The organism is Streptomyces sp. NPDC048506 (genome assembly GCF_040651315.1).
GTDB lineage: Bacteria > Actinomycetota > Actinomycetes > Streptomycetales > Streptomycetaceae > Streptomyces.
In genome coordinates this window covers 49,052-68,038 of the sequence record NZ_JBEZIX010000013.1, presented here as the reverse complement: position 1 = coordinate 68,038, position 18,987 = coordinate 49,052, and the positions used below count along the sequence as shown (strand labels likewise).

Genomic DNA, 18,987 nt, shown 5'->3' with positions numbered 1-18,987 from the left:
AGTCGCTGCTGGGGGCCGGCGTCAGCCGACCGCACCTTCCATCTGCAGCTCGATCAGCCGGTTGAGCTCCAGTGCGTACTCCATCGGCAGCTCACGGGCGATCGGCTCGACGAAGCCGCGCACGATCATTGCCATGGCCTCCTGCTCGCTCAGGCCGCGGCTCATCAGGTAGAAGAGCTGGTCCTCGCTGACCTTGGAGACGGTCGCCTCGTGGCCCATGGAGACGTCGTCCTCGCGGACGTCGACATAGGGGTAGGTGTCCGAGCGGGAGATGGTGTCCACCAGCAGGGCGTCACACAGCACGTTGGACTTGGAGCCCGCGGCGCCCTCGCCGATCTCGACCAGACCGCGGTAGGAGGTCCGGCCGCCGCCCCGCGCCACCGACTTGGAGACGATGTTGGAGGAGGTGTTCGGCGCCATGTGGACCATCTTGGAACCGGCGTCCTGGTGCTGGCCCTCGCCCGCGAAGGCGATGGACAGGGTCTCGCCCTTGGCGTGCTCGCCCATCAGGTAGACCGCCGGGTACTTCATCGTCACCTTGGAGCCGATGTTGCCGTCGACCCACTCCATGGTCGCGCCCTCGTAGGCGACGGCACGCTTGGTGACCAGGTTGTAGACGTTGTTCGACCAGTTCTGGATGGTCGTGTAGCGGCAGCGGCCGCCCTTCTTGACGATGATCTCGACCACCGCGGAGTGCAGCGAGTCCGACTTGTAGATCGGCGCGGTGCAGCCCTCGACGTAGTGGACGTAGGCGTCCTCGTCGACGATGATCAGCGTCCGCTCGAACTGGCCCATGTTCTCGGTGTTGATCCGGAAGTAGGCCTGGAGCGGGATGTCGACGTGCACGCCCTTGGGGACGTAGATGAACGACCCGCCGGACCACACCGCGGTGTTCAGCGACGCGAACTTGTTGTCGCCGACCGGGATGACCGTGCCGAAGTACTCCTGGAAGAGCTCCGGCTGCTCCTTGAGCGCGGTGTCGGTGTCCAGGAAGATGACACCCTGCTTCTCCAGGTCCTCGCGGATCTGGTGGTAGACCACCTCGGACTCGTACTGCGCGGCGACACCGGCGACCAGGCGCTGCTTCTCCGCCTCGGGGATGCCGAGCTTGTCGTAGGTGTTCTTGATGTCCTCGGGCAGCTCCTCCCAGGAGGCGGCCTGCTGCTCGGTGGAGCGGACGAAGTACTTGATGTTGTCGAAGTCGATGCCCGACAGGTCCGAGCCCCACTGCGGCATGGGCTTCTTGTCGAACAGCTTCAGCCCCTTGAGGCGGAGCTTGAGCATCCACTCCGGCTCGTTCTTCTTCGCCGAGATGTCGCGGACGACCGCCTCGGAGAGACCGCGCTTCGCCGAGGCGCCGGCCACGTCGGAGTCGGCCCAGCCGTATTCGTACGTGCCCAGACCCTCAAGTTCAGGGTGAGCAGTCTCCGTGGGGAGCGTCATGCGGGGTTCCTCCCGGCCGTGCTTGCAGATGCTGTGGTGGTCCTGGTGGGGTGCTCACCGGTGTGGTGAGCCGCCTTGCCCCGCTTGGAGATGCTTCCGGCCTTCGGGATGAAGGTCGTGCACACTCCGTCGCCGTGGGCGATGGTGGCAAGGCGCTGTACGTGGGTCCCGAGCAAACGGGAGAAGACCTCGGTCTCCGCCTCGCACAGCTGCGGGTACTGCTCGGCGACGTGGGCGACCGGGCAGTGGTGCTGGCAGAGCTGTTCACCGAGCTGGGGATTGGGCGCACTGCGCGCCGTAGCAGCGTACCCGTCCGCGGTCAACGCCTTCGCAAGGGCCTCGGTACGGTCCTCCGGCTCGGCGCTCTCGACCGCCTTGCGGTAGCCCTCGGCCTGCTCGGCGAGCCGCGCCCGGGCGAATGCGGCGACGGCCGCCTCGCCCTCCTCCCCGCCGCCCGCGCTCTGCGCGATCCAGCGCAGGGCGTCGGTGGCGAGCTGGTCGTACGCCTGGTCGAAGGCGTCCCGCCCGCAGTCGGTGAGGGCGAAGGCCTTGGCCGGGCGGCCCCGGCCGCGGGTGCCGTAGACCCGCTTCTCGCGGGGCTCGACGACGCCCTCGGCGGCCAGGGCGTCCAGATGACGGCGGACGGCGGCCTGGGTCAGCTCCAGCCGGAGGGCGAGCTCGGCCGCGGTGGACGGACCGTGGTCGAGGATGGAGCGGGCGACCCTGTTGCGGGTGCCCTGCTGCTCGTCGTGCGGGGCGTGCCTGGGCTGCTCGGCCGGCCCGGACGCAGAGGGGGCCGGCCCGGCGGTCTCGCCGACCGCGGGTCCTCGCTGGTCCTCGCTCCCGTATTTCACAACGCCATTGTTGCGTAATTCGTCAAACCGATTCAAGCCTCACCCCGGCCGGCGAGTGGTGGCCTGTATCACTTAGGCATACCTAATTCAAGTCCCCCTCGGGATGCCCGAAAGGGGTGCCGACCTGCGAGGGTGCACCACGCGCCGGCCCCTTGCCGATCACGGCCCGCGCGGCTCGCACGGCCCAGCAAGCGATTTCGGCGGGCACCGCCGGACCGGTGAACCGGAAGGTCGCACTCCGTTCCCCGTCCCCCGATCCCGCGTCATCCCCCGTCGCCGGCCACCGCCCCCGTTGCCGCCCGCCCGCTCCGTCTTCGTAGACTGCCCGCCATGCGCAGCAGCTCCCCGGGGGGCGCCCCCCGGAACCCCGGCCGAGAGCCTGCCGTCGAGATCGTCGGCCTGGTCAAGCGGTACGGCACCAAGACCGCCGTGGACGGACTCGACCTGACCGTCGCCCGCGGCTCGGTGACCGCCGTCCTCGGCCCCAACGGCGCCGGCAAGACCACCACCGTCGAGACCTGCGAGGGATACCGCCGCCCGGACGCCGGCCGGGTCCGCGTCCTGGGCCTGGACCCGGTCGCCGACGCCGCCGCCCTGCGCCCCCGGATCGGCGTGATGCTCCAGTCCGGCGGCGTCTACGCGGGCGCCCGGGCCGAGGAGATGCTGCGGCACACCGCCACCCTGCACGCCCACCCGCTCGACGTCGGCGCGCTCGTCGAACGCCTCGGCCTGGGCAGCTGCGGCCGGACGCCCTACCGGCGGCTCTCCGGCGGTCAGCAGCAGCGCCTTGCGCTGGCGATGGCCGTGGTGGGCCGCCCCGAGCTGGTCTTCCTCGACGAGCCGACGGCCGGCCTCGACCCGCAGGCCCGCCGCGCGACCTGGGACCTCGTCCGGGAGCTGCGCGCCGACGGCGTCAGCTGCGTGCTCACCACCCACTTCATGGACGAGGCCGAGCAGCTCGCCGACGACGTCGCGATCATCGACGGCGGGCGGGTGATCGCCCAGGGCAGCCCGGACGAGCTGTGCCGGGGCGGCGCGGAGAACAGCCTGCGCTTCACCGGACGGCCGGGCCTCGACCTCGCCTCGCTGCTCAAGGCGCTGCCCGCGGACAGCCTGGCCACGGAGCTCACGGCCGGCACCTACCGCGTGCACGGCAAGATCGACCCGCAACTGCTGGCCACCGTCGCCTCGTGGTGCGCACAGAACGGGGTGATGCCGGACGCGATAGCCGTGGAGCGGCACACCCTGGAGGACGTCTTCTTGGAGCTCACCGGTAAGGAGCTGCGCGCATGACCGCCACCGAAGCCGAGGCCGGCGCGGGCACCGGCACCTTCGCCCCGCGGCCCGGTGCGGCGCCGCTGCCCCGGATGATCCGCGCGCAGGCGGCCCTGGAGACCAGGATGCTGCTGCGCAACGGCGAGCAACTGCTGCTGACCGTCGTCATCCCGACGCTGCTGCTGGTGCTGTTCTCCGCCGTGGACATCGTCGACACCGGGAGCGGGAGGCCGGTGGACTTCCTCGCACCGGGCGTCCTCGCGCTGGCCGTGCTGTCCACGGCGTTCACCGGCCAGGCCATCGCCACCGGCTTCGAGCGCCGATACGGGGTCCTCAAGCGGCTGGGCGCCTCCCCGCTGCCCCGCTGGGCCCTGATGACCGCCAAGACCTGCTCGGTGCTGGTCACCGAGGTCCTCCAGATCGCGCTGCTGACCGCGATCGCCTTCGCACTGGGCTGGTCCCCGCACGGCAACCCGGTCCCGGTGGTCGGACTGCTCGTCCTCGGCACCGCCGCCTTCTCGGGCCTGGGCCTGCTGATGGCCGGGACGCTGAAGGCCGAGGCGACGCTGGCCGCCGCCAATCTGGTCTTCCTGCTGCTGCTCGTCGGCGGCGGCGTGATCGTCCCGCTGGACAAGTTCCCCCATGCGGCCCAGCAGGTGCTGCACCTCCTGCCGATCTCCGCCCTGTCGGACGGCCTGCGCGACGTCCTCCAGCACGGCGCCGGAGTGCCCTGGTCCGACCTCGGGATCCTCGCCGTGTGGGCCGTGCTGGGGCTGGGCGCGGCGGCGAAGTTCTTCCGCTGGGAGTAACCCGGGGACCGCACGCCCCGGGAGGCCCCCCGTACAGCACCGGGCACACCGGACCCCTCGTACAGCACCATCCCCGGGAGCCGACTCCCCGGACCCCTCGTGAAAACTTGCACAAGCCGCCGCCTACGATGGCTCCCGTGCCGAATTCGCTGAATCCCCTTGAGCTGATCGCCCGTCGCTGGCAGCCGTCCGCGCGCTTCGTGGAACGGGCCGCGCTCGCCGCCGTCGTGATGGCCATCGTCATCGTGGTCACCGGCGGCGCGGTCCGGCTCACCCAGTCCGGCCTGGGCTGCTCGACCTGGCCCAAGTGCACCCCGGACAGCCTCACGCCGACCGCCGCGATGGGCATCAACGGCCTCATCGAGTTCGGCAACCGCCTGCTGACCTACGTCCTGTGCGCCTTCATCGGGCTGTTCATCGTGGCCGCACGGGCCCGCTCGCCCCGCCGCCGCTCGCTCACCCGGCTCGGCTGGGCACAGTTCTGGATCGTGATGGGCAACGCGGTCTGGGGCGGCATCGTCGTGCTGACCGGCCTGAACCCGTACCTCGTCGCCGCGCACTTCCTCCTCACCACCACCCTGCTCACGGTCTGCGTCCTGTCCTGGCAGCGGGCCAGGGAGGGCGACGAGGAGCCGCGCGACGTGGTCGCCCGGCCGGTGCGGCAGCTGGCCTGGCTGCTGGTCCTGGCCACCGGCGCCCTCACTGTCATCGGCACGGCCGTCACCGGCGCCGGCCCGCACGCGGGCGACGCGCACAAGGTCCACCGCATCCCGCTGAACTGGCAGGAGATCACCCAGCTCCACGTCGACTTCGTCTACATCGTGGTCGGCCTGAGCGTCGCGATGTGGTTCACGCTGCGGGCCGTCAAGGCGCCGGCCGCCCCGCGCCGCGTGGTCCTGCTGCTGTTCGGCTCCCTGGCGCTCCAGGGCGTCATCGGGTACGTGCAGTACTTCCTCGGCCTGCCGGAGCTGGTGGTGGGGCTGCACATGTTCGGCTCCACGCTGGTGTGGATCTGCGTGCTGCGGCTCCTCCTCGCGCTGCGCGACCGCGGTCCGCTCCAGGAGGAGGACCCCGCCGAGCCGGCCGCGGACGGTGCGCACGAGGCGCTCGACGCTCAGGTGGCCTCCGCGCCCAGCCGGTAGACCCGGCGCGCCGTCCCGGACGCGATCATCGCGATGATCCGCCGGCCGTCCTCCGGCCCGCACAACCCCTCGGTCGTCCACTCCCGCACCAGGCGCTCCATGGCGCGCAGGAAGAAACGGGCGCCGGTCACATAGAGCTCCGGCAGCCCGCGGGCCCCGGACGAGAACAGCAGCTTGCCGAACGGCGCCTGCGGCAGGGTCTCCTCCGGGCGCGGGCCGGCGTCCGCGTAGACATGCGCATGGGCGGCGGCGAGCTGGGCCGCGCGGCGGTGGTGCGGCGCCGCGGGAAGCAGCACGAGGTCCGCGCCGATGCCGGTGGTGGCGCCGAGGAAGGCCGCCAGCCGCTGCGGGTCGGGGCAGTGCAGCTGGACGGGCAGGCCGGTGGCCACCGCGCTCCACAGCAGGTGACGGACGAGGGCGGGTTCGGCCAGCCGGTCTCCGGGGCGGCGGGCGCGCAGCCAGCGGTCCGCGGCGCGGCGCACCTCGCCGGCCTCCGGTGCGTGGCCGTCGCAGTAGCTGGCGCCGGAGGCGAAGGCGGTGGCGTGCTGAGCCGCCGCGTAGAGGGCCTCGGCGGTGTAGCCGATGAAGGAGTCGACGCTGCCGGAGGTGTCGGCGACCTGCTCGGCGAGCGGTTCGAGCCGTACGACCTCGTGGGCGCGGGCGTCGGCGGCGGTGGCGATCTCGTTGGCCGAGGTCAGGTCGCTGGGGGTGCCGGCCTCCAGCAGGAAGGTGCCGATGCCGGAGCCGCGCAGCAGCATCCGGCCGGCCTGGTACGCGCCCACCTCACGCCTGCGGGCCAGGTAGCGGGCCGGCGGGCAGTGCGGCTCCAGGCCGAGCAGCGGAGGGCACCAGCGGCGTATCGCAAGCCCGGTGACGCTGTCGAAGTAGCTGGTGCCGGCGGGGGCCGGGCCATGGGCGCCGACCGCGGCGGCCAGATGAGTCTCGAACGATCCCAGGCCGAGTTCGCCGTGCACCGCACCGTGGCTGTACTGATCGATGAGCGGTGGCCGATCTACCGGGGAGGCATGGCCGTCCATCCGCTCCTCCTCGCCGTAAGCCCACCAGGCGTGGCCGAAGCGCCGCGCCTGGTGGGCTTAACGGACGAGGTGGTGGTGAGGTAGCGGGCTCCGTTCGTGGCGTGCGCCCCGGCGGCGCCGTACCCGAACCTCAGGAGTTGGCCGGGCCGCCCACCTGGATGCCCGCCATCCGGGACCACTCGTACCGACCGGTGCGCACCTTGGCGGCGAGCTCGCCGTCGAAGTCGTCCTGGAGGGTGATGCCGGCCCGGGCGGCGGCGTCCTGGGCGGAGCCGAAGGTGTCCGCGACGAGGTTGCCCCACTCGCCGTTGGCCCCGACGAGGGCGATCCGGGTGCGACCGCGGCCGATGTGCGCGAGCTGGCCCTCGGCGCTGCCGCCGTGCGCGTCGGCGAAGGCGCGGATCTGCTTGGCGAGCTTCGCCGTGCGCTTGTCGATCTTGTCGGCCTTGCCGACCTGGTCGCTGGCCGCCGCCGGCTGCTCGTCCGCCTGCTGGATGTCTGCCATGGACAGCATGCTACCCGCCGGTAATCAGCGAAGGAAGGGATCCACGGCGACGGCGACGAACAGCAGGGAGACATAGGTGATGGACCAGTGGAACAGCCGCATCTCCTTGAGCTTGGCGCCCGTGATCCCGGCCTTGGCGCGGGCCTGGAGGGCGTGCGCCTCCTTGAGCCAGAAGGCACCGCAGGCGGCCGCGACGGCGGTGTAGAACCAGCCGGTGTAGCCGAGCGGCTGGAGCAGCAGCGAGACGCCGACCATCACCCAGCTGTAGAGGACGATCTGCCGGGCCACGACCTTGTTGCCGGCGATGACCGGCAGCATCGGCACGCCGACCCGCTCGTAGTCGTCCTTGGCCTTCATCGACAGCGGCCAGTAGTGCGGCGGCGTCCAGAAGAAGATGACCAGGAAGAGGACGAGCGCGGCCCAGGAGACCGAGTTCGTCACCGCGGACCAGCCGATGAAGACCGGCATGCAGCCCGCGATACCGCCCCAGACGATGTTCTGCGAGGTGCGCCGCTTGAGGATCATCGTGTAGACGATCACGTAGAAGAGCAGCGCCCCGAGGGACAGCATCGACGACAGCGGGTTGACGAACGCCCAGAACCAGGCGGTGGAGCCGACCGTGAGCACGGACGCGAAGACCAGGCACTCGCGCGGCGAGACCATGCCGGTCACCAGCGGACGCTGCGAGGTGCGGTCCATCAGCGCGTCGATGTCGCGGTCGATGTACATGTTGAAGGCGGCGGCGCCACCGGCGGAGAGGTATCCGCCGATGCAGGTCGCCAGCACCAGCCACAGATCGGGGACGCCGCCGGCCGCCAGGAACATCACCGGGATCGTCGTCATCAGCAGCAACTCGATGACGCGCGGCTTGGTGAGCGCCACGAACGCCTTGACACGGGCCCCGAAAGGACGGTGGCCTTGACCCCCGGGGCTCTGAGAGAGCTCCCCCACAGCCTCAATGGCGTGGGCGGTACCCCCACCCGCAGGACGGGATTCGACGGCCGTCACGCACACCCCTGGAAGTAACATCAGCGGCTCCCGCCGCGGAAGAGATAAGGCTTGCAAGCCCGTCCGGCCGTGTAGACCCGGCACTTGCTTGCGCGTACCACGCCACTTTAGACGTTGGCCATAGAGCGACCTTCGCGGGGGTGGGGTCGTGTTGAGAGCCGGGCCTCGACCGGCACCGGCGCCTCCCCCGGGCGCGGGCCCGGCGCTTTCGCCAGGCGTTCGCCCGCCGTTCAGGAGGCGAACGCGACCCCTGCCCGGCAGTCTGGTCGTATGGCCGTCACCCCCGGCCCCGGAATGCCCGAGCCCCCGAATTGGTTGCCCAAAGCGACGAGTAGCCCCTGTCGCCACCCACCGACTGAGCGCCACGAACATCGACTGAGCGTCGAAAAGGCGCACGCCCTTGCGGGGGTAGGCTCGACACCGCCTGTCGGACACACCGTCCGCGGCCATCGACATGTGGAGAGGAGCCCTGACTCAGGGTGAGCACCAAGCCGACCACCACAGATTTCGAGTGGACCGATGTGGACCAGCGGGCGGTGGACACCGTCCGCGTCCTGGCCATGGATTCCGTGCAGAAGGTCGGTAACGGCCATCCGGGTACGGCCATGAGCCTGGCTCCCGCCGCGTACGTGCTGTTCCAGAAGCTGATGCGGCACGACCCCGCGGACCCGAACTGGACCGGCCGCGACCGGTTCGTCCTCTCCGCGGGCCACTCCAGCCTGACCCTCTACATCCAGCTCTACCTCGCCGGCTACGGCCTGGAGCTGGACGACCTGAAGGCCTTCCGGACGTGGGGCTCCAAGACCCCCGGCCACCCGGAGTACGGCCACACCGCCGGCGTGGAGACCACCACCGGCCCGCTGGGTCAGGGTGTCGCCAACGCCGTCGGCATGGCGATGGCCGCCCGCTACGAGCGCGGCCTGTTCGACCCCGAGGCGCCCCAGGGCTCCTCGCCGTTCGACCACCACATCTTCGCCATCGCCGGTGACGGCTGCCTCCAGGAGGGCATCTCGGCCGAGGCGTCCTCGCTGGCCGGCCACCAGGAGCTCGGCAACCTCATCCTGCTGTGGGACGACAACCACATCTCGATCGAGGGCGACACCGAGACCGCCATCTCCGAGGACACCGAGAAGCGCTACGAGGCCTACGGCTGGCATGTGCAGCGGGTGGAGCCCAAGGAGAACGGCGACCTCGACCCCGAGGCCCTGTTCCACGCCATCGAGGCCGCGAAGGCGGTGACCGACAAGCCGTCGTTCATCGCGATGCGCTCGATCATCGCCTGGCCGGCCCCCAACGCCCAGAACACCGAGGCCGCGCACGGCTCGGCCCTGGGCGAGGAGGAGGTCGCGGCCACCAAGCGCGTCCTGGGCTTCGACCCGGAGCAGCACTTCGAGGTCGCCGACGAGGTGATCGCGCACACCCGCGGCGCCCTCGACCGCGGCCGGGACGCCCAGAAGGAGTGGGAGAAGTCCTTCGCCGCCTGGCGCACCGCCACCCCCGAGCGCGCCGCGGAGTTCGACCGGATCGCCGCGGGCGAGCTGCCGGCGGGCTGGGAGGACCACCTGCCGGCGTTCGAGACCGGCAAGTCCGTCGCCACCCGCGCCGCCTCCGGCAAGGTGCTGCACGCCCTCGGCGCGGTGATCCCGGAGCTGTGGGGCGGCTCGGCCGACCTCGCCGGCTCCAACAACACCACGATCGACAAGACCTCGTCGTTCCTCCCGGCGGACAACCCGCTGCCGGAGGCCGACCCGTACGGCCGCACGATCCACTTCGGCATCCGCGAGCACTCCATGGCCGCGGAGATGAACGGCATCGCGCTGCACGGCAACACCCGCATCTACGGCGGCACCTTCCTGGTGTTCTCCGACTACATGCGCAACGCCGTCCGACTGTCCGCGCTGATGCACCTGCCGGTGACGTACGTCTGGACGCACGACTCCATCGGCCTGGGCGAGGACGGCCCGACCCACCAGCCGATCGAGCACCTCGCCTCGCTGCGCGCCATCCCGGGCCTGAACATCGTCCGCCCGGCCGACGCCAACGAGACCGTCCTCGCCTGGCGCGAGATCCTCAGGCGCTACACCAAGGAGTTCGGCGTGGGGGCCCCGCACGGCCTGGCGCTGACCCGTCAGGGCGTGCCCACGTACCCGGCCAACGAGGGTGTGGCCAAGGGTGGTTACGTCCTGTTCGAGGCCGAGGACGCCGACGGCCGGCCGGCCGAGCCGCAGATCGTGCTGATCGGCACCGGCTCCGAGGTGCAGCTCGCCGTCGAGGCGCGCGAGCAGTTGCAGACCGCGGGCGTGCCCACCCGGGTGGTGTCGATGCCGTCCGTCGAGTGGTTCGACCAGCAGGACCAGGCCTACCGCGACAGCGTGCTGCCCCCGGCCGTCAAGGCCCGGGTCGCCGTCGAGGCCGGCATCGGCCTGACCTGGCACCGCTTCGTCGGTGACGCCGGACGCATCGTGTCGCTGGAGCACTTCGGCGCCTCGGCCGACGGCAAGGTCCTGTTCCGCGAGTTCGGGTTCACCGCCGACGCGGTCGCCGCCGCCGCCCGGGAATCGCTGGCAGCCGCCGCGCGCTGACGCACGTACACACACAAGTAGGAGATGCAGAACCCATGACAGACGCACTCAAGCGCCTCTCCGACGAAGGCGTCGCGATCTGGCTGGACGACCTGTCGCGCAAGCGCATCACGTCCGGCAACCTCGCCGAGCTGATCGACCAGCAGCACGTCGTCGGCGTCACCACGAACCCGTCGATCTTCCAGAAGGCGATCTCCTCGGGCGACGGCTACCAGCAGCAGGTCGCCGACCTCGCCGCCCGCAAGGTCACCGTCGACGAGGCGATCCGCATGATCACCACGGCGGACGTCCGGGACGCCGCCGATGTGCTGCGGCCGGTCTTCGACGCCACCGGCGGCCAGGACGGCCGGGTCTCCATCGAGGTCGACCCGCGCCTGGCGCACAAGACCGTCGCGACCGTCGCCGAGGCCAAGCAGCTGGCCTGGCTGGTGGACCGCCCGAACACGCTGATCAAGATCCCGGCCACCAAGGCCGGCCTCCCGGCGATCACCGAGGTCATCGGGCTGGGCATCAGCGTCAACGTCACGCTGATCTTCTCGCTGGAGCGCTACCGCGAGGTCATGGACGCCTACCTGGCCGGTCTGGAGAAGGCCAAGGCCGCGGGCCTGGACCTGTCCCTGATCCGTTCGGTGGCGTCGTTCTTCGTGTCCCGGGTGGACACCGAGATCGACAAGCGCCTGGACAAGCTGGGCACGGACGAGGCCAAGGCCCTCAAGGGCAAGGCCGCGCTGGCCAACGCCCGCCTGGCGTACCAGGCGTGCGAGGAGGTCTTCTCCTCCGAGCGCTGGGCCGCCCTGGACAAGGCCGGCGCCCACAAGCAGCGCCCGCTGTGGGCCTCGACCGGCGTCAAGGACCCGGCCTACAAGGACACCCTGTACGTGGACGAACTGGTCGCCCCGGGCACGGTCAACACCATGCCGGAGGCCACCCTGGAGGCCACCGCGGCGCGCGGCGAGATCACCGGTGACACGGTGCGCGGCACATACGAGGCGGCCCAGGCCGACCTGGACGCGCTCGCCGGGCTCGGGATCTCGTACGACGAGGTCGTGCAGCTCCTGGAGGACGAGGGCGTGGAGAAGTTCGAGGCGTCCTGGAACGACCTGCTCAAGTCGACCGAGGCGGAGCTCAAGCGCCTCGCACCTTCGGAGGGCTGAACCCTTGACCGCTGTTCATGGAGCGAACCCGCTTCGTGACGCCGCGGACCGACGGCTCCCGCGCATCGCGGGGCCGTCGGGCCTGGTCATCTTCGGCGTCACGGGCGATTTGTCCCGTAAAAAGCTGATGCCCGCCGTCTACGACCTGGCCAACCGCGGACTGCTGCCGCCGGGCTTCTCCCTCGTCGGGTTCGCCCGCCGCGAGTGGGAGCACGAGGACTTCGCGCACGAGGTGTACACGGCCGTCAAGGAGCACGCCCGTACGCCGTTCCGCGAGGAGGTCTGGCAGCAGCTGGTCCAGGGCTGCCGCTTCGTCCAGGGCGACTTCGGCGACGACGACGCCTTCGAGACGCTCAAGAACACCATCAACGACCTCGACAAGGCGCAGGGCACCGGCGGCAACTTCGCCTTCTACCTGTCCGTGCCGCCGAAGTTCTTCCCCAAGGTCGTCCAGCAGCTCAAGAAGCACGGGCTGGCCGACCAGACGGAGGGCTCCTGGCGCCGCGCGGTCATCGAGAAGCCCTTCGGGCACGACCTGGAGAGCGCCCGGGAGCTCAACCGGATCGTCCACGAGGTCTTCCCGCCCAACGAGGTCTTCCGGATCGACCACTACCTGGGCAAGGAGACGGTCCAGAACATCCTGGCGCTCCGGTTCGCCAACACCATGTTCGAGCCGCTGTGGAACCGCGGCTACGTCGACCATGTGCAGATCACGATGGCCGAGGACATCGGCATCGGCGGCCGGGCCGGCTACTACGACGGCATCGGCGCCGCCCGTGACGTCATCCAGAACCACCTCCTCCAACTGCTCGCACTGACCGCGATGGAGGAGCCCGCCTCCTTCGACGCGGACGCGCTGGTCGCCGAGAAGACCAAGGTGCTGGGCGCCGTCCGGCTGCCCAAGGACCTCGGCAAGGAGACCGTGCGCGCCCAGTACGCGGCGGGCTGGCAGGGCGGCGAGAAGGCCGTCGGCTACCTCCAGGAAGACGGCATCGACCCCAAGTCGAAGACCGACACCTACGCCGCGATCAAGCTGTCGATCGACAACCGGCGCTGGGCCGGCGTCCCCTTCTACCTGCGCACCGGCAAGCGGCTGGGCCGCCGGGTCACCGAGATCGCGGTGGTCTTCCAGCGCGCCCCGCACTCCCCCTTCGACCACACCGCCACCGAGGAGCTGGGACAGAACGCCCTGGTCATCCGGGTACAGCCGGACGAGGGCGTGACCGTGCGCTTCGGCTCCAAGGTGCCCGGCACCTCGATGGAGGTCCGGGACGTGTCGATGGACTTCGCCTACGGCGAGTCCTTCACGGAGTCCAGCCCCGAGGCGTACGAGCGCCTGATCCTGGACGTGCTGCTGGGTGACGCCAACCTCTTCCCGCGACTGGAGGAGGTCGAGCTGTCCTGGAAGATCCTCGACCCGATCGAGACGTACTGGGACAAGCACGGCAAGCCCGCGCAGTACCAGGCGGGCACCTGGGGCCCGGCCGAGGCGGACGAAATGCTCGCACGAGACGGACGGAGCTGGCGTCGGCCATGAAGATCGATCTGACGGAAACCACGTCCAGCAAAATCAACAAGGCGCTGGTGGAGGGCCGTCGCGCGGTCGGCACCCCGGCCATCGGCATGGTGCTCACGCTCGTCATCGTCACCGACGAGGAGAACGCCTACGACGCCCTGAAGGCCGCCAACGAGGCGTCCCGCGAGCACCCCTCGCGGACCCTCGTGGTCATCAAGCGGGTCAGCCGGTCGCCGCGCGACCGCGCCAAGCCCCGCCTGGACGCCGAGGTGCGGGTCGGCACGGAGGCCGGCACCGGCGAGACGGTCGTGCTGCGGCTGTACGGCGAGGTGATCGACCACGCCCAGTCCGTGGTGCTGCCGCTGCTGCTGCCGGACGCCCCGGTCGTGGTCTGGTGGGCGGTGAACGCCCCGCTGGACCCCGCCAAGGATCCGCTCGGCGCGCTGGCGCAGCGCCGGGTCACCGACGCCTACGCCTCCGAGCAGCCCATCGAGGAGCTGTCGGCGCGTGCGGAAACGTACACTCCCGGCGACACCGACCTGTCCTGGGCGCGTATCACCCCGTGGCGTTCGATGCTGGCGGCGGCGCTCGACCAGGCGCCGTGCACGGTCACCTCGGCCGAGGTGACCGGCGAGGAGTTCAACCCCAGCTGCGAGCTGCTCGCCATGTGGCTGGCCAGCCGGCTGAACGTCCCGGTGAGCCGCAAGGTGTCGGCCGGCCCCGGTCTGACCGCCGTACGGATGGAGTCCAGCAGCGGCTCGATCGTGCTGGACCGCCCGGACGGTTCGCTGGCCACGCTCTGTATGCCCCAGCAGCCGGACCGCAATGTGGCCCTCAAGCGGCGGGAGACCTCGGAGCTGCTCGCCGAGGAGCTGCGCCGGCTCGACCCGGACGACACCTACGCCACCGCGCTGAAGTTCGGCGTGGCCCGGCTCGGCGACGGGCAGCCGGCCCAGCCGCCCGCCGGTGAGCCGGCCGCGTCCGGTGACGGCCCGGCCAAGCCCGCGGCGAAGAAGGCCCCCGCCAAGTCCGCCAAGAAGGCGGCCACCACGTGAGTGCTCCGCAAGTCGTCGTCCATCGCGACAAGGAGCTGATGGCCAAGGCCGCGGCGGCCCGGCTGATCACGAAGATCGTGGACGCCCAGGCCGCCCGCGGCTCCGCCTCCGTGGTCCTGACCGGCGGGCGCAACGGCAACGGGCTGCTCGCGGCCCTCGCCGAGGCGCCCGCCCGGGACGCGGTGGACTGGTCCCGGCTCGACCTGTGGTGGGGGGACGAGCGCTTCCTGCCGGAGGGGGACCCCGAGCGCAACGTCACCCAGGCGCGTGCGGCGCTGCTGGACGGCGTGCCGCTGAACCCGGCACGGGTGCACCCGATGGAGCCCGCCGGTGGCCGCTTCGGCCATGACGCGGACTCGGCCGCCGAGGCGTACGCCCTCGAACTCGCCGCCGCGGCCGGGCCCGAGGACCACGCGGCGGTCCCGTCCTTCGACGTCCTGCTGCTGGGCGTCGGCCCGGACACCCACGTCGCCTCGCTCTTCCCCGAGCTGCCGGCCGTGTACGAGCAGGAGCGGACGGTGGTGGGTGTGCACGGCGCGCCGAAGCCGCCGCCCACCCGCATCACGCTCACCCTGCCCGCGATCCGCGCGGCGCGGGAGGTCTGGCTGCTGGCCGCCGGCGAGGACAAGGCCAACGCCGCGGCCATCGCGCTCTCCGGCGCGGGCGAGGTCCAGGCCCCGGCGGCGGGCGCCCGCGGCCGCAGCCGGACCCTGTGGCTGCTGGACGAGGCGGCCGCCTCCCGGCTGCCGCGGAACCTGTACCCGCCGGCCTCGCCCTGAAGGACGTCGCGCACCGGCGAGGGCCCCACACACCACCGGTGGTGTGTGGGGCCCTCGCCCTTCTCCGCGCCTAGGCCAGGCCCTGGGCCGGACCGGCCCTCAACGGGACCGCATCGTCCGGTACGTGGCGACCAGGCCGGCCGTCGAGGCGTCCAGGCCGGGCACCTCGGCGCCTTCGGTGAGCGCGGGCTCGACCCGCTTCGCGAGGACCTTGCCGAGCTCCACGCCCCACTGGTCGAAGGAGTCGATGTTCCACACCGCGCCCTGGACGAACACCTTGTGCTCGTAGAGCGCGATCAGCTGCCCGAGCACGGACGGGCTGAGTTCCCGGGCCAGGATCGTGGTGGTGGGGTGATTGCCCTGGAACGTCTTGTGCGGCACCAGCTCCTCGGGCACGCCCTCGGCGCGCACCTCGTCCGGCGTCTTGCCGAAGGCCAGCGCCTGGCCCTGGGCGAAGAGGTTGGCCATCAGCAGGTCGTGCTGGGCGACCAGGCCGGGCAGCAGGTCGTCGACCGGCCGGGCGAAGCCGATGAAGTCGGCCGGGATCATCTTCGTGCCCTGGTGGAGCAGCTGGTAGTAGGCGTGCTGGCCGTTCGTGCCGGGCGTGCCCCAGACGACGGGGCCGGTCTGCCAGCCGACGCGGTGGCCCTGGCGGTCCACGGACTTGCCGTTGGACTCCATGTCCAGCTGCTGGAGGTACGCGGTGAACTTGGAGAGGTAGTGGCTGTACGGCAGCACCGCATGCGACTGGGCGCCGCAGAAGTTGCCGTACCAGATGCCGAGCAGGCCCATCAGCAGCGGGGCGTTCTCCTGCGGCGGGGCGGTCTGGAAGTGCTCGTCGACGAGGTGGAAGCCGGCCAGCATCTCGCGGAACCGCTCCTTGCCGATCGCGACCATCAGCGACAGGCCGATCGCGGAGTCGAACGAGTAGCGTCCCCCGACCCAGTCCCAGAACTCGAACATGTTGTCCGGGTGGATGCCGAACTCGGTGACCTTCTCGGCGTTGGTAGACAGGGCCACGAAGTGCTTGGCCACAGCTTCGTTGCCGGCCCCGAGACCGGCCAGCAGCCAGTCCCGCGCCGAGGTGGCGTTGGTGATCGTCTCGATGGTGGTGAAGGTCTTCGAAGCGACGATGAACAGCGTCTCGGCCGGGTCCAGGTCGCGGACCGCCTCGTGCAGGTCGGCGCCGTCCACATTGGAGACGAAGCGGAACTGCATGTCCCGGTGGGTGTACGCGCGCAGCGCCTCGTAGGCCATCGCCGGGCCAAGGTCCGAGCCGCCGATACCGATGTTGACGACGGTCTTGATGCGCTTGCCGGTGTGGCCCTTCCAGTCGCCGGAGCGGACCCGGTCGGAGAAGGTGCCCATCTTCGTCAGGACGGCCTGCACGGCCGGGACGACGTTCTCCCCGTCGCTCTTGACCACCGCCGAGCCGGGCGCGCGCAGCGCGGTGTGCAGCACGGAGCGCTGCTCGGTGTTGTTGACCTTCGCTCCGCGGAACATCGCGTCCCGGAGCTCCGCCACGCCGGTCGCCGAGGCCAGATCGCCCAGCAGCCGCAACGTCTCGTCGGTGACCAGGTGCTTGGAGTAGTCCAGGTGCAGATCGCCGACCTGGAGGGTGTAGCGCTCGGCGCGCGCGGGGTCCCGCTCGAACAGTTCGCGCAGCTGCACCTCCCCCAGTTGCTCCCGGTGCTTGGACAGCGCGGTCCACTCAGGCATCTGGTCGAGCCTGCTGCGGCCTTCTGCGTTCATCTGGGACATCAGCCTTCTTCGTCTCGTACCGGCCCCGCCGTCTCCCAACCTAATTGATCAGCGCGCGGTATGAGGTATCTGTCCGCCGTCGGTCGAGGGGCTGTCGGGGGCCTGACGAACCGGTGTCGGCGCGGCGGCGCCGAGGCCCGACGGCGCGGCGACCGGCAGCGCCGGGGTGTTGACGGCGCACGACACCCGGCCCCACCCCAACTCCCGCATGCCGACGAGATGTTGACGAGATGCTGGCGAGACAGAGCCGACCGGCCGCCACGGGTGCCCGAACCGCCCCCGCGGGTGCCCGGTCGGAAGGGCGGTGCGCGGTGGCGGGCGCCGCCGTAACGCGGCCGGCCCGGCCGGAGGGGGATCTCCCTCCGGCCGGGCCGGTCGTCGTGCGTACGGTTCCGTCAGATCTCACCGCGGAGCTTGGCGAGCGCCTCCGCGAGGATCGCCTCGCCGTCGGCGTCGCTACGGCGCTCCCGGACGTAGGCGAGGTGGGTCTTGTAGGGCTCGGTGCGCGGCGGGTCCGGCGGGCTGTCCCGGTCCTTGCCGGCCGGGAAACCACAGCGCGGGCAGTCCCAGGTGTCCGGAACCTGCGCATCGCCGGCGAAGCTGGGCTGCGTCTCGTGCCCGTTGGAGCACCAGAAGGAGATGCGGATGCGCGGCGCGGACTCACCGCGCTCGGCCTCCCCCATCGGCCCCGCCCCGACCCGACTTCCTCGGATCGCGTTGCCACTTGCCACGGTCGTAACTCCCTGCGTAATGGTGCTGCAAAGCCTTCACATCAGCTGCGCTGCGGAACGCCACAGTCTACGTAAGGCCCAACGCGCGTCCAGTGAGCGGAGTTACCCGTCCAAGGACGCCGCCCTCATGATAGGCCGCGCCTCCGACGGGATGTCAGCTGCCGAGCTTCATCAGGACGCCGAGGACGACGATGCAGGCGAACCACAGCAGACCGACCACGATGGTGATGCGGTCCAGGTTGCGTTCGGCGACCGAGGAGCCGCCGACGGTGGACTGCATGCCACCGCCGAACATGTCGGACAGACCGCCGCCCTTCCCCTTGTGCATGAGCACCAGCATCATCAGCAGCAGGCTGAAGACGATGAGGGCGATCGAGAACCCGATGACCACGGCTGGACCAACTCTCTAGGACTGACGGACGGACGTACGGATCAAGAACGGATCAAGACATACAGATCAAGATCCATGGAACATATGGTGCGGGGCCGGGGACGGCGCTGCTGCACCGGTCCCGGCCCCGACAGGGTACGACGAGGGCTCCCCCTCGTCATAGCTGCTACTGGTCGCGGAAGCGGACGATCTTCACAAACTCGTCGGCGTCCAGCGACGCACCGCCGATCAGCGCGCCGTCGACGTCGGGCTGCGCCATGATCGCCGCGACGTTGCCGGACTTGACCGAGCCGCCGTACTGGATGCGGACCTTGTCGGCCAGCTCCTGGCCGTAGAGCTCGGCGAGGCGGCCCCGGATCGCCCCGCAGACCTCCTGCGCGTCCTCGGGGGTGGCGACCTCGCCGGTGCCGATGGCCCACACCGGCTCGTAGGCGATCACGATGGTCTCGGCCTGCTCGGCCGGCACGTCCTTCAGACCGCCGTCGAGCTGCGCGAGGGTGTGCGCGACCTGGTTGCCGGCCTTGCGGACGTCGAGGCCCTCGCCGACGCACAGGATCGGGGTGAGGCCGTGCCGGAAGGCCGCCTTGACCTTGGCGTTGCAGATCTCTTCGTTCTCGCCGTGGTACTGGCGGCGCTCGCTGTGGCCGACGGCCACGAACGTGCACTTGAGCTTGGCGAGCATGGCGCCGGAGATCTCACCGGTGTAGGCACCGGAGTCGTGCGCCGAGAGGTCCTGGGCGCCGTACTTGATCTTGAGCTTGTCGCCGTCGACCAGCGTCTGCACCGAGCGCAGGTCGGTGAACGGCGGCAGCACCGCGACCTCTACGGCGTCGAAGTCCTTGTCGGTGAGGGCGAAGGCGAGCTTCTGGACGTGCGCGATGGCCTCGAGGTGGTTGAGGTTCATCTTCCAGTTGCCCGCCATCAGCGGGGTGCGGTCACTCACGG

General features: G+C 70.8%; 18 protein-coding genes. 8 read left to right on the top strand and 10 right to left on the bottom strand.

What is annotated here, in order from left to right; translation table 11 throughout:
• Window positions 1-21: 21 nt before the first annotated feature.
• Both sufB and AB0C96_RS12915 read right to left on the bottom strand, forming a co-directional pair.
• A complete protein-coding gene (sufB, locus tag AB0C96_RS12920; protein WP_362916617.1) occupies window positions 22-1,443 on the bottom strand; it encodes a Fe-S cluster assembly protein SufB in 1,422 nt (473 codons plus the stop codon).
• Complete coding sequence (locus AB0C96_RS12915) at window positions 1,440-2,297, bottom strand: ArsR family transcriptional regulator (RefSeq protein WP_362916615.1); 858 nt, start codon at window positions 2,295-2,297, stop codon at window positions 1,440-1,442. Before AB0C96_RS12915 ends, sufB begins: the two co-directional genes overlap by 4 nt.
• Before the next feature lie 330 nt (window positions 2,298-2,627).
• Between AB0C96_RS12915 and AB0C96_RS12910 the strand changes: the two genes are divergently transcribed.
• The 3 genes from AB0C96_RS12910 (at window position 2,628) to AB0C96_RS12900 (ending at window position 5,523) form a co-directional block, all read left to right on the top strand.
• The gene (locus AB0C96_RS12910) at window positions 2,628-3,590 is read left to right on the top strand and encodes an ABC transporter ATP-binding protein (RefSeq protein WP_362916613.1); all 963 of its coding nucleotides are present in this window, start codon (window positions 2,628-2,630) and stop codon (window positions 3,588-3,590) included.
• On the top strand, window positions 3,587-4,381 hold the full coding sequence (locus tag AB0C96_RS12905) for an ABC transporter permease (protein ID WP_362916611.1): 795 nt from the start codon (window positions 3,587-3,589) through the stop codon (window positions 4,379-4,381). The genes AB0C96_RS12910 and AB0C96_RS12905 overlap by 4 nt, the downstream gene beginning before the upstream one ends.
• A 137-nt stretch (window positions 4,382-4,518) precedes the next feature.
• Complete coding sequence (locus AB0C96_RS12900) at window positions 4,519-5,523, top strand: COX15/CtaA family protein (RefSeq protein ID WP_362916609.1); 1,005 nt, start codon at window positions 4,519-4,521, stop codon at window positions 5,521-5,523.
• On the opposite strand, the gene AB0C96_RS12895 is transcribed toward AB0C96_RS12900, so the two are convergent.
• From AB0C96_RS12895 to AB0C96_RS12885, 3 genes are all read right to left on the bottom strand, one after another.
• On the bottom strand, window positions 5,496-6,560 hold the full coding sequence (locus tag AB0C96_RS12895) for an amidohydrolase (protein ID WP_362916607.1): 1,065 nt from the start codon (window positions 6,558-6,560) through the stop codon (window positions 5,496-5,498). The two genes, AB0C96_RS12900 and AB0C96_RS12895, sit on opposite strands and share 28 nt — an antisense overlap.
• A 130-nt stretch (window positions 6,561-6,690) precedes the next feature.
• Window positions 6,691-7,074, bottom strand: a complete 384-nt coding sequence (locus AB0C96_RS12890; RefSeq protein ID WP_362916606.1) for a hypothetical protein — start codon at window positions 7,072-7,074, stop codon at window positions 6,691-6,693.
• Window positions 7,075-7,089: 15 nt separating this feature from the next.
• A complete protein-coding gene (locus tag AB0C96_RS12885) occupies window positions 7,090-8,094 on the bottom strand; it encodes a heme o synthase (RefSeq protein ID WP_362916604.1) in 1,005 nt (334 codons plus the stop codon).
• 458 nt (window positions 8,095-8,552) lie between these two features.
• On the opposite strand from AB0C96_RS12885, the gene tkt reads away from it, so the two are divergent.
• Genes tkt through pgl form a run of 5 tightly spaced genes read left to right on the top strand, consistent with a single transcriptional unit; the run spans window position 8,553 to window position 15,159 of the window.
• Window positions 8,553-10,655 (top strand): transketolase, encoded by a 2,103-nt coding sequence (gene tkt, locus AB0C96_RS12880; protein ID WP_362916603.1) that lies wholly within the window; start codon window positions 8,553-8,555, stop codon window positions 10,653-10,655.
• Window positions 10,656-10,690: 35 nt separating this feature from the next.
• Window positions 10,691-11,809 carry a transaldolase gene (gene tal / locus AB0C96_RS12875; RefSeq protein WP_362916601.1) on the top strand — a complete coding sequence of 373 codons (1,119 nt, stop codon included), beginning with the start codon at window positions 10,691-10,693 and terminating at the stop codon, window positions 11,807-11,809.
• A 4-nt stretch (window positions 11,810-11,813) separates the two neighbouring features.
• Window positions 11,814-13,346 (top strand): glucose-6-phosphate dehydrogenase, encoded by a 1,533-nt coding sequence (gene zwf, locus AB0C96_RS12870; protein WP_362916600.1) that lies wholly within the window; start codon window positions 11,814-11,816, stop codon window positions 13,344-13,346.
• Complete coding sequence (gene opcA, locus AB0C96_RS12865) at window positions 13,343-14,380, top strand: glucose-6-phosphate dehydrogenase assembly protein OpcA (RefSeq protein WP_362916599.1); 1,038 nt, start codon at window positions 13,343-13,345, stop codon at window positions 14,378-14,380. Before zwf ends, opcA begins: the two co-directional genes overlap by 4 nt.
• Window positions 14,377-15,159, top strand: coding sequence for a 6-phosphogluconolactonase (gene pgl, locus AB0C96_RS12860; RefSeq protein WP_362916598.1), 783 nt, complete (start codon window positions 14,377-14,379; stop codon window positions 15,157-15,159). The genes opcA and pgl overlap by 4 nt, the downstream gene beginning before the upstream one ends.
• A gap of 99 nt (window positions 15,160-15,258) precedes the next feature.
• On the opposite strand, the gene pgi is transcribed toward pgl, so the two are convergent.
• From pgi to tpiA, 5 genes are all read right to left on the bottom strand, one after another.
• Complete coding sequence (gene pgi, locus AB0C96_RS12855) at window positions 15,259-16,911, bottom strand: glucose-6-phosphate isomerase (RefSeq protein WP_362916835.1); 1,653 nt, start codon at window positions 16,909-16,911, stop codon at window positions 15,259-15,261.
• A 57-nt stretch (window positions 16,912-16,968) separates the two neighbouring features.
• Window positions 16,969-17,130: a hypothetical protein gene (locus AB0C96_RS12850; RefSeq protein ID WP_362916597.1), complete on the bottom strand. Its 162-nt coding sequence runs from the start codon at window positions 17,128-17,130 to the stop codon at window positions 16,969-16,971.
• Window positions 17,131-17,315: 185 nt separating this feature from the next.
• Window positions 17,316-17,651, bottom strand: a complete 336-nt coding sequence (locus AB0C96_RS12845) for an RNA polymerase-binding protein RbpA (protein ID WP_016578660.1) — start codon at window positions 17,649-17,651, stop codon at window positions 17,316-17,318.
• Between the two features lie 154 nt (window positions 17,652-17,805).
• Window positions 17,806-18,042, bottom strand: a complete 237-nt coding sequence (gene secG, locus AB0C96_RS12840) for a preprotein translocase subunit SecG (RefSeq protein ID WP_362916595.1) — start codon at window positions 18,040-18,042, stop codon at window positions 17,806-17,808.
• Between the two features lie 166 nt (window positions 18,043-18,208).
• Window positions 18,209-18,985, bottom strand: coding sequence for a triose-phosphate isomerase (gene tpiA, locus AB0C96_RS12835; protein WP_362916593.1), 777 nt, complete (start codon window positions 18,983-18,985; stop codon window positions 18,209-18,211).
• Window positions 18,986-18,987 lie beyond the last annotated feature (2 nt).